Annotated in this window: 12 protein-coding genes; 6 read left to right on the top strand and 6 right to left on the bottom strand. The window is 33.6% G+C overall.

Features of this window, described 5'->3' with window-relative positions; translation table 11 throughout:
• Window positions 1-14 precede the first annotated feature (14 nt).
• Window positions 15-476 (bottom strand): hypothetical protein, encoded by a 462-nt coding sequence (locus HRU50_RS00820; RefSeq protein WP_296347119.1) that lies wholly within the window; start codon window positions 474-476, stop codon window positions 15-17.
• A gap of 197 nt (window positions 477-673) precedes the next feature.
• Between HRU50_RS00820 and folE the strand changes: the two genes are divergently transcribed.
• The 6 genes from folE (at window position 674) to HRU50_RS00790 (ending at window position 5,621) form a co-directional block, all read left to right on the top strand.
• The gene (gene folE / locus HRU50_RS00815; RefSeq protein WP_296347117.1) at window positions 674-1,354 is read left to right on the top strand and encodes a GTP cyclohydrolase I FolE; all 681 of its coding nucleotides are present in this window, start codon (window positions 674-676) and stop codon (window positions 1,352-1,354) included.
• 62 nt (window positions 1,355-1,416) lie between these two features.
• Window positions 1,417-2,898: a cysteine--tRNA ligase gene (gene cysS, locus HRU50_RS00810; protein ID WP_296347115.1), complete on the top strand. Its 1,482-nt coding sequence runs from the start codon at window positions 1,417-1,419 to the stop codon at window positions 2,896-2,898.
• Between the two features lie 25 nt (window positions 2,899-2,923).
• A complete protein-coding gene (gene yidD, locus HRU50_RS00805) occupies window positions 2,924-3,160 on the top strand; it encodes a membrane protein insertion efficiency factor YidD (protein ID WP_296347113.1) in 237 nt (78 codons plus the stop codon).
• A gap of 183 nt (window positions 3,161-3,343) precedes the next feature.
• Window positions 3,344-4,273, top strand: coding sequence for a prolipoprotein diacylglyceryl transferase (lgt, locus tag HRU50_RS00800; protein ID WP_296347111.1), 930 nt, complete (start codon window positions 3,344-3,346; stop codon window positions 4,271-4,273).
• Window positions 4,270-4,764 carry a DUF192 domain-containing protein gene (locus HRU50_RS00795; protein WP_296347109.1) on the top strand — a complete coding sequence of 165 codons (495 nt, stop codon included), beginning with the start codon at window positions 4,270-4,272 and terminating at the stop codon, window positions 4,762-4,764. Before lgt ends, HRU50_RS00795 begins: the two co-directional genes overlap by 4 nt.
• A complete protein-coding gene (locus HRU50_RS00790) occupies window positions 4,764-5,621 on the top strand; it encodes an alpha/beta fold hydrolase (protein ID WP_296347108.1) in 858 nt (285 codons plus the stop codon). The genes HRU50_RS00795 and HRU50_RS00790 overlap by 1 nt, the downstream gene beginning before the upstream one ends.
• Window positions 5,622-5,907: 286 nt before the next feature.
• On the opposite strand, the gene secDF is transcribed toward HRU50_RS00790, so the two are convergent.
• The 5 genes from secDF to gyrB all read right to left on the bottom strand — a co-directional run bounded on the left by secDF (window position 5,908) and on the right by gyrB (window position 13,555).
• The gene (gene secDF, locus HRU50_RS00785; RefSeq protein ID WP_296347106.1) at window positions 5,908-8,967 is read right to left on the bottom strand and encodes a protein translocase subunit SecDF; all 3,060 of its coding nucleotides are present in this window, start codon (window positions 8,965-8,967) and stop codon (window positions 5,908-5,910) included.
• Window positions 8,968-9,128: 161 nt separating this feature from the next.
• A complete protein-coding gene (locus tag HRU50_RS00780) occupies window positions 9,129-9,737 on the bottom strand; it encodes a hypothetical protein (RefSeq protein WP_296347104.1) in 609 nt (202 codons plus the stop codon).
• Between the two features lie 62 nt (window positions 9,738-9,799).
• A complete protein-coding gene (locus HRU50_RS00775; RefSeq protein WP_296347102.1) occupies window positions 9,800-10,465 on the bottom strand; it encodes a DUF4412 domain-containing protein in 666 nt (221 codons plus the stop codon).
• An 86-nt stretch (window positions 10,466-10,551) separates the two neighbouring features.
• Complete coding sequence (gene mdh / locus HRU50_RS00770; protein ID WP_296347100.1) at window positions 10,552-11,478, bottom strand: malate dehydrogenase; 927 nt, start codon at window positions 11,476-11,478, stop codon at window positions 10,552-10,554.
• Between the two features lie 139 nt (window positions 11,479-11,617).
• Window positions 11,618-13,555, bottom strand: coding sequence for a DNA topoisomerase (ATP-hydrolyzing) subunit B (gene gyrB / locus HRU50_RS00765; RefSeq protein WP_296347097.1), 1,938 nt, complete (start codon window positions 13,553-13,555; stop codon window positions 11,618-11,620).
• Window positions 13,556-13,796: the final 241 nt, after the last annotated feature.

Below are 13,796 nucleotides of genomic sequence, written 5' to 3'. Positions count from 1 at the left end.
TTAGGGTAGTTTTTTTATTCATGTTGAGATTTTATAATGATATAATAATCTGTATTATCCACTTTTACCATGGATGCTTCTGTAGTGTAAAATTGGAAATTATATTTCAATGGATTAAAATTCTGTGGTTCAAAAACCTTATCTCTTTTTATTGTTGGAACATATTTGTTAAAAAGAGAAATTTCTGAAAGCAAAGGGCATTCCTTCATTTCGTTAGCATCCGTAATCCTTTTAAAAATAACTCTGTTTCTCAATATATGTTTTATTGCTCTAAGTCTATTTTCATTACTAAAAACATATTTGTTTGCGAATTCACCATAAACTTCAATGATCTGTGCTCTTTCCTTTGTAGTAAGAGGAAGATCAACATTATCGTCGTATTTGGCTAAAGGAATGGGTTGCTTTTTTATTTTCTGCTGCCCAAAAACAACAATAGGCATCATTATTACAACGAGAATAGTCAGTAATTTCTTCATGGCTTAACCGTAATTTTATAAGTTCGGAAAATTAAGAAAATTTTATAATAACCGCTGTTAATTTATCAATGATATTGGTTTTTCAACGGTTTTACTTATATAACAGATAGGATAATAAAACTCCTACCCTACACATACTGTTTTTATTACTTATCTTTGCAATTCTATTTTTATATGAACACATAAAATGTAAAAAAATGAAAAGCAATGGCACTTTAAATGATATTGATTTTATAGGCGATAATCATATTGGAACTTCTAGCGACACACCAATGCGAGAAGATGCTTTTGATTTATCTGACAAAGAAAAGATTAATATTATCATTGATGATATGAAGCATATAATGGAAACATTAGGTCTAGACTTAACGGATGACAGCCTCAGTGGTACACCGAAAAGAATAGCAAAAATGTTTGTTAACGAAATTTTTAGCGGTTTAGACCCTGAAAAAAAACCTAATGCCGCTAGTTTTGAAAACAAATATAAATACGGTGAAATGCTTGTTGAAAAAAACATCACTGTGTATTCAACCTGCGAACATCATTTTTTACCTATTGTTGGTAGAGCGCATGTTGCTTATATTTCTAATGGAACGGTTGTTGGTCTTTCTAAAATGAATCGTATTGTTGATTACTATGCAAGACGCCCGCAGGTTCAAGAAAGACTTACCATTCAAATTGTACGAGAACTTCAAGAAGCTCTAGGAACCGAAGATGTAGCATGTATAATCGACGCGAAGCATTTATGTGTGAATTCTCGAGGAATAAAAGATATAGAAAGCAGTACGGTGACTTCAGAGTTTGGCGGAAAATTCAAAGAAGATGAAACACGACGTGAACTGCTTGACTACATAAAATTAGACACAAAATTCAGCTAATTTTCATTCAATTATATCTAGTTTTGTAATGTAATTGTTATAGACTTATAAACAGACCAACAATGCCACTTTATAAAGATCAAATTATTAAAATCTACAACTCCTTAACAGGTGAAAAGGAAGTTTTTAAACCAATAACCGAAGGTAATATTGGTATGTACGTATGTGGCCCAACAGTATATAGTAATGTTCACCTTGGAAACGTAAGAACATTCATGTCTTTTGATGTTATCTTCAGATACTTAACCCATTTAGGTTTTAAAGTACGCTATGTGCGTAACATTACAGATGCCGGACATTTAGAAAATGACGCTGATGAAGGTGAGGATAAAATATCTAAAAAAGCGCGCTTAGAACAATTAGAACCTATGGAAGTTGTGCAGCGTTATACTGTGGACTTTCATAATGTGTTAAATACTTTAAATTTTTTACCACCAAGTATAGAACCTACTGCTACAGGACATTTAATTGAACAAATTGAAATTATTAAAATGATTATTGATAATGGGTTTGCTTATGTTGTAAATGGTTCGGTATATTTTGATGTGCATAAATACAACGAAACCCATGAGTATGGTGTATTAAGTAAAAGAAAATTAGAGGATTTAATTAATAACTCGCGTGAGTTACAAGGTCAAAGTGATAAAAAGAATCCGCAAGATTTTGCATTATGGAAAAAAGCAGATTCTAGACATATTATGAAGTGGCCTTCGCCATGGGGAGACGGTTTTCCTGGTTGGCATATCGAGTGTACAGCAATGAGTACAAAATACTTAGGTGAACATTTTGATATTCATGGTGGCGGAATCGACTTAAAATTTCCGCATCACGAAAGTGAAATTGCTCAAAATGTGGCAGCAAGAGGTATTGCCCCAGTAAATTATTGGGTACATACTAATATGCTACAACTTAATGGTCAGCGTATGTCTAAGAGTACAGGAAACACTGTTAATCCGCACGAGTTACTTTCTGGAAACAATACGTTTTTTAGCAAAGCTTATTCGCCAAGTGTAATTCGTTTTTTTAATGCACAATCTTCCTACAGAAGTATTTTAGACCTAACCGATGATGGCCTTAAAGCAAGTGAAAAAGGATACCATAGACTTATGGAGGCTATTAACACTTCAGATTCCTTAAAGGCTAGTAGCACATCTACATTTAATGTTTCGGAATGGAGACAAAAGTGTTATGACGCTATGAATGACGATTTTAATTCACCTATCTTGGTGGCACATCTATTTGAAGGAGCTAAATTGATTAATCAAATTAAAGACAATAAAGCATCGTTGACAGCTGAAGATTTAAATTTATTAAAAACTACCTTACACGATTTTAGTTTTGAGGTCCTCGGTTTAGTGAATGAAACTAAAGAAGATTCTAGCGCAGACAAACTATCTGGTGCTGTTGACATTTTAATAAAAATGAGAAATGAGGCACGCCAAAATAAAGATTTTGCTTTATCAGATAAAATAAGAGATGAACTAGCTGAAGCTGGAATTCAACTTAAAGACAGCAGAGAAGGCACAACCTTTACAACTAATTAATATTATATTTAGAAATAAAAGTCCTTTGAAAAATATCTTAACGTATCCTTTTGTACTACTTATTAAGTTTTATCAAAACTTTATTTCTCCCTTTACTCCTGCCACTTGCAGATACCAACCCACATGCTCTCATTATGCAAAAGAAGCATTAGAAGTTCATGGTTTATTAAAAGGTGGAAGACTGGCTATTAAAAGGATTTTTAGTTGTCATCCTTGGGGGGGCAAAGGTTATGATCCTGTACCTAAAAAGGATGACAACTAAAAATTTTCCCTCGCGCGCCAGCTCGCCCATTCTCTAAAAATGTACACCGTACATTTTCTTAACGCTCTGTCGCCTTGGGTGGCAAAGGTTATGATCCTGTACTAAATAAGGTCATTAATATTACGTTAACTTCATTTTCAATGCCATTCAAAATAGTATATTTACGACTTAATTGATTTTGACATGTTTTTACTAGAAATAGAGTGGAATCCTATTAAATATATTGATTTAGGTTTTTTCAAGCTTCACTTTTATAGCCTAATGTGGATCGTTGCCTTTGTAATTGGTTTTCAAATTATGAAACCTGTTTTTAAAAAAGAAGGAGAAAAAAACGATGCCTTAGATGCTTTGTTTATTTATTCAGTTTTAGGAATTATGATAGGTGCTAGATTAGGACATGTGATCTTTTACCAACCAGAACTTTTTAAAGATGATTTCTTTAGTGTGTTTTTACCATTCAGTTTTAAAGATGGTTTTAGGTTTACGGGATTTGCTGGTCTTGCAAGTCATGGAGCGGCAATTGGTATGATTATCTCTATGTATTTGTACAGAAAAAAACACCTAGCACATCGATCTTGGATTTGGATATTAGACAGAATCGTAATACCGGTTGCTATGGGAGCCGTATTTGTAAGAATTGGAAATTTCATCAACTCTGAAATTATTGGAAAGGCTACTGATTCTATTTTTGGGGTAAGATTTATTCAAGAACACTATAACGAATATGAAGTTTCTAAAATAACAGGCATCAAAAACACTCAAGACGCTTATAAAGCCTTGGAAAACAATCCGAAATATTCAGAATATATAGACGCTATTCCTTATTTACATCCTACCCAATTGTATGAGGCATTCTGCTATATTTTTGTGTTCCTCATTTTGCTATATTCCTATTGGAAAACTAACAAGGCTGAGCAAAGAGGATTTCTATTTGGATTATTCCTAGTACTACTTTGGACCGTTAGATTCTTTGTTGAATTTGTAAAAGAAGCTCAAGTTGAAGGAAGAGATGACTACGTTTGGTTTATGAATACAGGTCAAGTTCTTAGTGTACCATTTATACTCATAGGACTATATTTTATGTTTGTTTTTAAAACAAAACCAACCTCATGAAAGCATTATTTAGGTTTCTAATTATTATGATGGGACTAGTGGTCATCTTCAGCTGTAAAGATGAAACACCAACTAACACCATTACAGATAAAGTTGTACCTAAATTCACTAAAGAAGGTATTCTAACCTTAAGAACTGCTACTTCAGATTCTATTATCAAGATATTAGATATAGAAATAGCAGATAATGAATATGAGACCCAAACTGGCTTAATGTATAGAACAAGTCTTGCCACCAACCAAGGTATGCTATTTGTTTTCCCTGACGAACAAATGCGTAGCTTTTACATGAAAAACACAAAACTTCCACTTGATATTATTTACATCAATGCTGCTAAAGAAATTGTAAGTATTCAAAAAGATGCTAAACCATTTGATGAAACTTCTCTACCGTCAGACGCACCTGCAAAATATGTTTTAGAAGTTTACGCAGGTTTAACTGAAGAATGGCAGCTAAAAAAAGGTGATAAAATAATTTATGATGTATTGTAATGACTTTACCTATTACGCATTATGTAAAGACTAAATTAGGGCATGAGATTGGTGTCAAAATTTTCAAGCCAATCACACCAATCGATAAAAGCATCATTATTTCTTCTGCGACTGGAGTTCTTCAAAGATATTATTCAAAATTTGCTAATCATTTTTCAAGTTTAGGTTATACCGTTTATACCTTTGATTATTATGGTATCGGTGAATCCAAGAGGAAGCCTTTAAAGGAAATTGACACAGATCTTAAGTCTTGGGGCGAAAATGACCAAGCAGCAGTTGTTGACTATGCAAAACTAAAACATCCATACGATAAACTTATTTTAGTCACGCATAGTATTGGTGGTCAAATCCTAAGCTTTAACAAAAGTCTAGATAAAGTTGACGCCATTGTGACTGTAGCTTCTCAAAGCGGTTATTGGAAGCATTGGAAAGGCTTTGAACGATTTAAACTATATGTTTTTTGGAACGCCTTAATTCCCGTTTTTACGCCGATATTTGGATATTTTCCTGCTAAAAAATTGGGTCTGTTTGAGAGCTTACCAAAAAATATGGTGAAACAATGGAGTGCTTGGGGCAAAAAGCCAGATTACATATTAAGTGAGTTGAAACATGAAAACACCATGTTTGCTGTTTATGATAAACCAATGTTAATTCTTAGTGTACCTAAAGATGAGTATGCCTCCAAATCTGCAGTGGATTGGCTAGCTCAACAATTTATTAACGCTAAAATTGATCGACGTCATCTGGTTCCTGAAGAATTAGGTATTCCAAATATTGGACATTTTGGCTTTTTTAGAGAAGCATTTAAACCTTCGCTTTGGAAAATGACTGAAGAATGGATAGAAAACCATTCCTAAAAAGAAGGCATAAAAAAAGGGCATATCCCAAATATGCCCTTTTTTAAATTGTCTAATAATCCCATACTAATTTTTATACCGCTTATAAGAAGTATTTTATAGACAAGATAAAATTACACAACTTCTATTTGATAAAAGTTATCATATGTCAACAAAACTAATTTGACCTGTTTTTTTATGCACTATATTAACATACATCAATAATAATTATTCATTTCTAATACTTCCTAAAACAAAAAAGCCTTTCTTTTCAGAAAGGCCTTTATATTTAATCTGTCGTAACTGCTTAAGCTTCTTCCTCTTCTTCTTTCACTTTTTTCTTAAGCGATTCTGCAGCATCACCTTTTTTAGCTGTATCATACATTAAAGGCGTTGCAATGAACATAGAAGAATATGTACCTACAATTACACCTACGATTAATGCAAATAATAGACCTCTTAAAGACTCTGCACCAAATGCGAACATTGCTAACAATACCACTAATGTAGTTACAGAAGTATTTAATGTTCTACTTAAAGTACTGTTAAGCGATGTATTAATAGTTTTTCCAAATTCCCAAGATGTATGCTCATTTAAGAACTCTCTAATTCTATCAAATACAACCACGGTATCATTTAATGAGTAACCAATTACAGTTAAGATTGCTGCAATAAATGCTTGATCTATCTCCATACTAAATGGCATAAATTTCCATGCGATTGAGAAGATTCCTAATACGATTAATACATCATGGAATACTGCTGCAACTGCACCAAGTGAGAATTGCCACCTTTTAAATCTAAATAAGATATAAAGGAATACTACTACTAAAGACCCTAATACTGCCCAGAATGATGACTTTTTAATATCGTCAGCAATAGTTGGACTTACTTTACTAGATAACATTTTTCCAATCTTAGCATCACCAGAACCATCTTGGAACTCAGTATATGTCATTCCGCTTGGTAAATAAGGTTTTAATGCTTCAAAAAGTTTAGACTCTACTTCTTGATCAGCCTCAACCGAGTTATCATTTACTTTATACTTCGTAGAAATCTTTAATTGATTATCTGCTCCAATCGTTTTTACTTCAGCACTTCCAAATACTGACTTATCATTTAAAATACTTGTTATTTCTTCAGTACTTACTGCTTGCTCAAAACGCACTTGGTAGGTTCTACCTCCAACAAAATCGATACCTTGATCTAATCCTGTCGTAAATAAAGATCCTAAACTCGCTAAGATTAATGCTCCTGAGATTACATACGCAATCTTACGTTTCTTTAAGAAGTTGATGTTTACATTTTTAAATAAACCTTTAGTCATTGCTGTTGAGAAATCTAATTTCCCTCCTTTATTTACATACCAATCAATTAACAAACGTGTGATAAATATTGCTGTAAATAATGATGTTAAAATACCAATGATTAGAGTTGTAGCAAAACCTTTAATCGGACCAGTACCAAACACAAAAAGGATTAATGCCGTAAGACCAGTTGTAATATTTGCATCTAAGATTGAAGATAACGCATTAGAGAAACCATCTTTAATAGATTCCTTTTGCGACTTACCTTTTGCAATTTCTTCGCGTATACGCTCAAAAATAAGTACGTTAGCATCAACCGAAATACCGATTGTTAATACAATACCTGCAATACCTGGTAACGTTAATACTGCACCTAAACTTGCAAGTACACCAAATATTAATAAGATATTTAATAGTAAAGCGATATCTGCAGCAACACCTGCTTTACCGTAGTAGAATATCATCCATAATAATACAAATGCTAATGCAATAAGGAATGATTTCATACCACTATCAATCGCTTCTTGACCTAAAGATGGACCAACCTCATCAGCTTGAATTATCTCAGCGGATGCAGGTAATTTACCAGCTCTAAGTACGTTTGCTAAATCCACAGCTTCAGTCAATGAAAAGGCACCTGAAATTCTAGAATTTCCACCAGATATACCTCCAGCTTGACTTACACCTGGTGCAGAATACACAACATCATCAAGAACGATGGCAATATTTCCATTTTCTTGATTTGCCTTTTTAGTCATCTCCTCCCAGATTTTCGCACCTTTAGCATTCATTTGCATACTAACAGCCGGTCTACTGATTTCGTCATAATCTTGTCTAGCATCAGTAATAACAGAACCGCTTAACTGAGGCACACCATCTCTGTTTCCTTTAATAGCATACAACTCTGCAAACTCAGAATCTTTAACCTGAACTCCCCACACAAACTTAGCATAGCGCATTTCAGGAGCCATTGTAGCTCTATTTGAAGGTGCATTTAAAGCTTCTAAAACCTTCTTTTTATCTTTTGCTAAAAAGATTCCTATTACCGGACCATTACCAGGACCTTGAATACCTAATGGGTTTGCATCAGCAACATTTGTAGAATCACTTTCAATCTGACCAGTTAAATCATCAATAACGCTTGCTGCATCATCTTGCTCTTCAGTATCTGCTACTGTTTCTTCAGTTTGTTCAACGTCTTCATCAGCTTTAGCAGCCTCTACCATTGTTTGGTTCACCTGAATGATATAAGGAAACAATTCTTCAACCTTATAAGTCTCCCAGAATTGTAATTGTGCAGTTTTAGTGATGATATCTACCACACGCTTCTTATCCTTAGCACCTGGCAATTCTATTAAAATACGACCAGAATTCCCTAAACGTTGTATGTTTGGTGAGGATACACCAAAACCATCGATACGATTTCTTAATACTTCAAATGCCGAAACTATTGATTCGTCAATCTTTTTCTCTAAGACAACCTTTACCTCATCATCAGTCATATCAAACTTTACATCGTCACTCAAATCACGATTAGCAAAGATATCTGGGGACGCTAATTTTGTATCACCTTTAATTGCGTCAAACGCTCTAAAGAATGATTGTAAATATGATTCTTGCGCATCCTTTTGTAATTCTTCAGCATCATCTAATGCTTTATTGAAGACTGGATCTTTTGAATTATTAGCCAGACCTTTTAATATATCTTTTACAGATACTTGAATAATAGCATTAATACCACCTTTAAGATCTAGACCTAATTTCATGGCATTCTCCTCTACCTCAGAATACGTATATTGAGAAAAGCCTAAATTATATACCTCAATTGGTTCTAACTTATCGTCAACTTCTATTTTATCAGTTTTTAATGAATCGATATAATCTATCTCAAACTGAGTTCTTAAATCTTGATAATCTGCTACAGATTCATCATACTTAGCTACAGCTGCTTGCTTAGCCTCATCGTCAATTTGGTTAGCCTTAAAAGTAAAGGACAATTGGTAAATACTTACCAAACCAAATAATAACGCAAACAGTTTTACTATTCCTTTGTTTTGCATTGTTATAGTTATTTAATGTCTAAAAATTTAACGCGCAAATATATGTTTTACGCCTATATCAGACAATTGATTTATTTATTAAAATTAATTTGTGTTTTGCTTTTTTTGATTGAATGAAAAGCTATTTCGAAGTTTCTTGAATTATTTTAGATATAATTCAATTAAGATAAGGGTCCAGCTCGTATTTCTGGAATTTTATAGTGTAAATTATCACTTACGATCGAAGGATTATAGTTAGCTTTTAGAGCTACATGTTCAATAAGATTTGAAAGTTGAAGACTTATCGTTACCGCAAAAGTTTTTACTTTAGGTTTGTTAAATCTATCACTCTTTTGATTTAACTCCACAACCTGAACACCATCAAAATCCCAATCTGTATTGATGTCTTTTTGGATTTCAGAAATATTCAGTTTGTACTTTTTAAGCGTTTCTTTTGGAAGTCCTTCCGGTACTTGATCATTCTGATCTACACACACCTTATAACCTTCTTCATTTAAAAGCTGTGTCTGAATATATTGAACATCTGAATCGCTAAAGTAAACGATTTTCAACTTGCCTTCACTTGGCTGTTGAACTTGAATATTGGTAACACCTACATTTTCTAATCTCGATTGTATGACCTCAATCGCTCTATTAGTGTCTTGTTTTGATAAGTCTAATTCTGAAAACTCTAGAAGAATTTGCTGATTTGGTACAACTCTATTTTCTAACTGTCTCCCGAGGAAGATCAATAAGACAAGTAGAATACCAAAATACAATTTTGTTTTCATCGGGCAAATATAGAAAAAATAAAGACTGAAAGCATTAATTTACTTGTAATATCAATTATATACTATAACTCTTTGTAATCTTCAGGTGGTGTCATATCAAACTTATCATCAGAAACTTCGACAACTTCTAAATCTACCACCTCAGTAATTCTTTTCAATTCATTCCCAAATTGATTCATCTCCATTACCATATACATTGGAAAACCATCAATCTTTTTGTACAATTCTAATTGTTCTCCTGAAAAAACGGGTTCAATTTCTGGTGTCACAAACATTTCCATTCTAATCTTGTTACTGTCTTGGTCAATGGTGACTATATACTGTTGACATTCATAACCTAAAACGACTTTGGTCTCAGAACCTACTTCTACAGAAATATTTTTTAAAAGTTCATCAAGTCTGTCATTATCAAGCTCATTTTTTGTAAATAATTTACCCGACGGACCATTAATAAATGAAATAGACTTCATAGTATTAGCATCAACGATGCCAATAATATTGCCTACAATTGGACTTGTTATCTCCACTCTAGATTTTCCATTTTTAAAATAAGTCTTTATTGGCGTATTATCATACTTATCAAACTGCTCTTGAACTTCTGGAATACTACTGTAAATGGTTTGTTTCGAAGTTATAACACCTTCATTTGTGCGTGTTGGTTTATCATTACATGAGACAATGATTATTGAAATTAGATAAATGAATGTGAAATTTATTAGTTTCTTCATGAGTTGATAATATTTGCTCAAAATAATCATAAAAAAAGAGACCGTATAACTACGGTCTCTTTTTCTATTAAATGTTTAAGAAGTTATTAAAACTCCAACAAACTATTAGTCTTTTTAACGCCTTCAGCACTTTCTGCTAAGTGTGCTTTTTCTGCATTGCTTAATGGTACATCTACAATCTTCTCAATACCATTTTTACCAAGGATTACTGGCACACCAATACAAAGATCACTTAATCCGTATTCACCATCTAATAATGCAGAACATGGATACATTTTCTTTTGGTCGCATGCAATAGCTTGAACTAAACCAGATACTGCAGCACCAGGCGCATACCAAGCAGAAGTTCCTAATAACTTAGTTAATGTGGCACCACCAACTTTAGTATCTTCTTTTACTTGATTTAAACGCTCTTCTGAAATGAACTCAGATACATTTATACTGTTTCTTGTTGCATGAGATGTTAATGGCACCATACCTTTATCGCTATGTCCACCAATTACCATTCCGTCGATATCACTGATTGGCGCTTCTAAAGCTTCTGCTAATCTATACTTGAAACGCGCAGAATCTAAAGCTCCACCCATTCCAATAATCTTATGTTTAGGTAAATCTGTTGTTTTATGCACTAAATACGTCATGGTATCCATTGGGTTACTTACCACAATGATTATAGTGTTTGGCGAATGCTCAACTAAGCTAGCAGAAACAGACTTAACGATACCTGCATTGATACCGATTAACTCTTCACGTGTCATACCTGGTTTTCTTGGAATACCAGAAGTTATTACACAAATATCACTATTAGCTGTTTTAGAATAATCGTTTGTACTACCTGTAATTTTAGTATCAAAACCATTTAAGGATGCACATTGCATTAAATCCATGGCTTTACCTTCGGCATAGCCTTCTTTGATATCTAGGATTACAACTTCTGAAGCGAAGTTCTTAATAGCAATATACTCAGCACAACTTGCACCTACGGCTCCAGCGCCAACAACAGTTACTTTCATTTATATAAAATTTAATTAGTTTAAAAACGATTACAAAATTAAGGTTTTAAGCTTTAAATTCCATGATTTATGTCATACTAATAACAAATAAAAAAGCGTCCCAAATATGAAACGCTTTTTACTTTTATATGCCGTTGATTTAAGCATCAATATTGGCATAAATGGCATTCTTTTCTATAAATGCTCTACGTGGCGGTACTTCATCACCCATAAGCATTGAAAACACACGATCAGCTTCTCCACCATTTTCAATTTGAACTTGACGCATAGTTCTAAACTCAGGATTCATAGTTGTATCCCAAAGTTGTTCTGCGTTCATTTCTCCAAGACCTTTATAACGTTGAATTTTTGATCCATCTCCAAATTGCTCAATAATTCCATCACGTTCTTCATCTGACCACGCATATTGCTTTTTCGCTCCTTTTTTAACTAAATATAAAGGTGGTGTTGCAATGTAAACGTGACCTGCTTCAATTAATTCCTTCATATATCTGAAGAAAAATGTCAAAATTAACGTTGCAATGTGACTACCGTCAATATCGGCATCACACATAATCACAATCTTATGGTACCGTAATTTTGAAAGATTAAGAGCTTTACTATCTTCTTCTGTTCCAATTGTTACGCCAAGTGCAGTAAAAATATTTTTGATTTCTTCGTTTTCGAACACTTTATGCTGCATTGCTTTTTCAACATTAAGAATCTTACCTCTTAATGGCAAAATAGCTTGAAATGCTCTATCACGACCTTGCTTAGCAGTTCCACCTGCAGAATCTCCCTCAACAAGGAATACTTCACATTTTGCAGGATCTTGCTCAGAACAATCACTTAATTTCCCTGGCAAACCTCCAATGCTCATTACAGTTTTACGCTGCACCATTTCACGAGCTTTCTGAGCTGCGTGACGTGCTTGAGCTGCTAGAATCACTTTTTGAACTATCGTCTTAGCATCATCAGGATGTTCCTCTAAGTAATCCGTTAGCATTTCAGAAACTGCCTGACTTACAGATGCAGACACTTCTCTGTTTCCTAACTTGGTTTTTGTTTGGCCTTCAAACTGAGGTTCTGCAACTTTTACAGAAACAATAGCAGTTAATCCTTCACGGAAATCATCACCAGAAATATCAAACTTCAATTTGTCTAACATTCCTGAACCATCAGCATATTTCTTTAATGTATGTGTTAAACCACGACGGAAACCAGAAAGGTGTGTTCCACCTTCATGAGTATTAATATTATTTACGTAAGAATGTAAATTCTCAGCATAAGACGTGTTGTATATCATGGCTACCTCAACAGGAACACCATTTTTCTCTCCTTCAAACGCAATAACGTCTTTCATTAAAGGTTCTCTGTTACCATCAAGATACTTCACAAACTCAGTTAAACCTTCTTCAGAGTGGAATGTTTCAGTAATCACATTCCCTTCTTCATCTTTATTGCGCATATCAGTCATTACGATGGTAATACCCTTATTAAGGTATGCCAACTCACGCATACGACTTGCTAAAGTTTCATAGTTATACTCTAAAGTCTGCTGAAAAATCTGTGGATCTGGTTTAAATGTTACAACGGTACCTGTGATATCAGAATCACCAACAGTTTTAACAGGATATAAAGTCTTTCCTCTTTCGTATTCTTGTTCCCAAATTTTTCCTTCTCTATGAACCGTTGCCTTTAAGTGTTCAGAAAGTGCATTTACACAACTTACACCAACTCCGTGAAGTCCACCAGAAACTTTGTAAGAATCTTTATCAAACTTACCTCCAGCACCAATCTTGGTCATTACAACCTCAAGTGCAGATACGCCTTCTTTTTTATGTAATCCTACAGGAATACCACGACCATTATCTTCGGTAGTAATAGAATTATCTTCGTTAATGGTAACTTTTATAGTATCGCAATGACCCGCAAGTGCTTCATCGATAGAGTTATCTACAACCTCGTATACCAAGTGATGTAAACCTCTTACACCGACGTCTCCAATATACATTGAAGGACGCATGCGTACGTGCTCCATACCTTCTAAAGCCTGAATGCTATCTGCAGAATATTGCTTTTTATTTTCTTCGCTCATCTAAATAAATATTGATAATTTTAGTATTTCATAAAAAAAAGGTGCTTTATAGCAACCCTTTTTCGACTATTCAAAGATACGATTATTAAAACGCATTTTAAAGCGTTTTAAGCAAATTATCACATAATTATCAACAATTTTATTTAATTATTAAAATCGCTTAAACAAGCTAAAAACAGTTAAATTTTAAATTTTGACTATAAAAACTATTCCAGCCTAAATGATTTTTAACCAAAACGGC

This window comes from Winogradskyella sp., assembly GCF_013213835.1.
Classification (GTDB): domain Bacteria; phylum Bacteroidota; class Bacteroidia; order Flavobacteriales; family Flavobacteriaceae; genus Winogradskyella.
The sequence above is the reverse complement of the archived record's forward strand: the minus strand, read 5'-3'. Positions and strand labels throughout refer to the sequence as shown.

Excerpts from the sequence above, each read along its gene's own strand:
- HRU50_RS00790 (WP_296347108.1), top strand. The coding sequence starts at position 4,764 with ATGACTTTACCTATTACGCATTATGTAAAGACTAAATTAGGGCATGAG.
- HRU50_RS00795 (WP_296347109.1), top strand. The coding sequence starts at position 4,270 with ATGAAAGCATTATTTAGGTTTCTAATTATTATGATGGGACTAGTGGTC.
- lgt (WP_296347111.1), top strand. The coding sequence starts at position 3,344 with ATGTTTTTACTAGAAATAGAGTGGAATCCTATTAAATATATTGATTTA.
- HRU50_RS00775 (WP_296347102.1), bottom strand. The coding sequence starts at position 10,465 with ATGAAGAAACTAATAAATTTCACATTCATTTATCTAATTTCAATAATC.
- mdh (WP_296347100.1), bottom strand. The coding sequence starts at position 11,478 with ATGAAAGTAACTGTTGTTGGCGCTGGAGCCGTAGGTGCAAGTTGTGCT.
- secDF (WP_296347106.1), bottom strand. The coding sequence starts at position 8,967 with ATGCAAAACAAAGGAATAGTAAAACTGTTTGCGTTATTATTTGGTTTG.
- HRU50_RS00780 (WP_296347104.1), bottom strand. The coding sequence starts at position 9,737 with ATGAAAACAAAATTGTATTTTGGTATTCTACTTGTCTTATTGATCTTC.
- gyrB (WP_296347097.1), bottom strand. The coding sequence starts at position 13,555 with ATGAGCGAAGAAAATAAAAAGCAATATTCTGCAGATAGCATTCAGGCT.
- cysS (WP_296347115.1), top strand. The coding sequence starts at position 1,417 with ATGCCACTTTATAAAGATCAAATTATTAAAATCTACAACTCCTTAACA.
- HRU50_RS00820 (WP_296347119.1), bottom strand. The coding sequence starts at position 476 with ATGAAGAAATTACTGACTATTCTCGTTGTAATAATGATGCCTATTGTT.
- folE (WP_296347117.1), top strand. The coding sequence starts at position 674 with ATGAAAAGCAATGGCACTTTAAATGATATTGATTTTATAGGCGATAAT.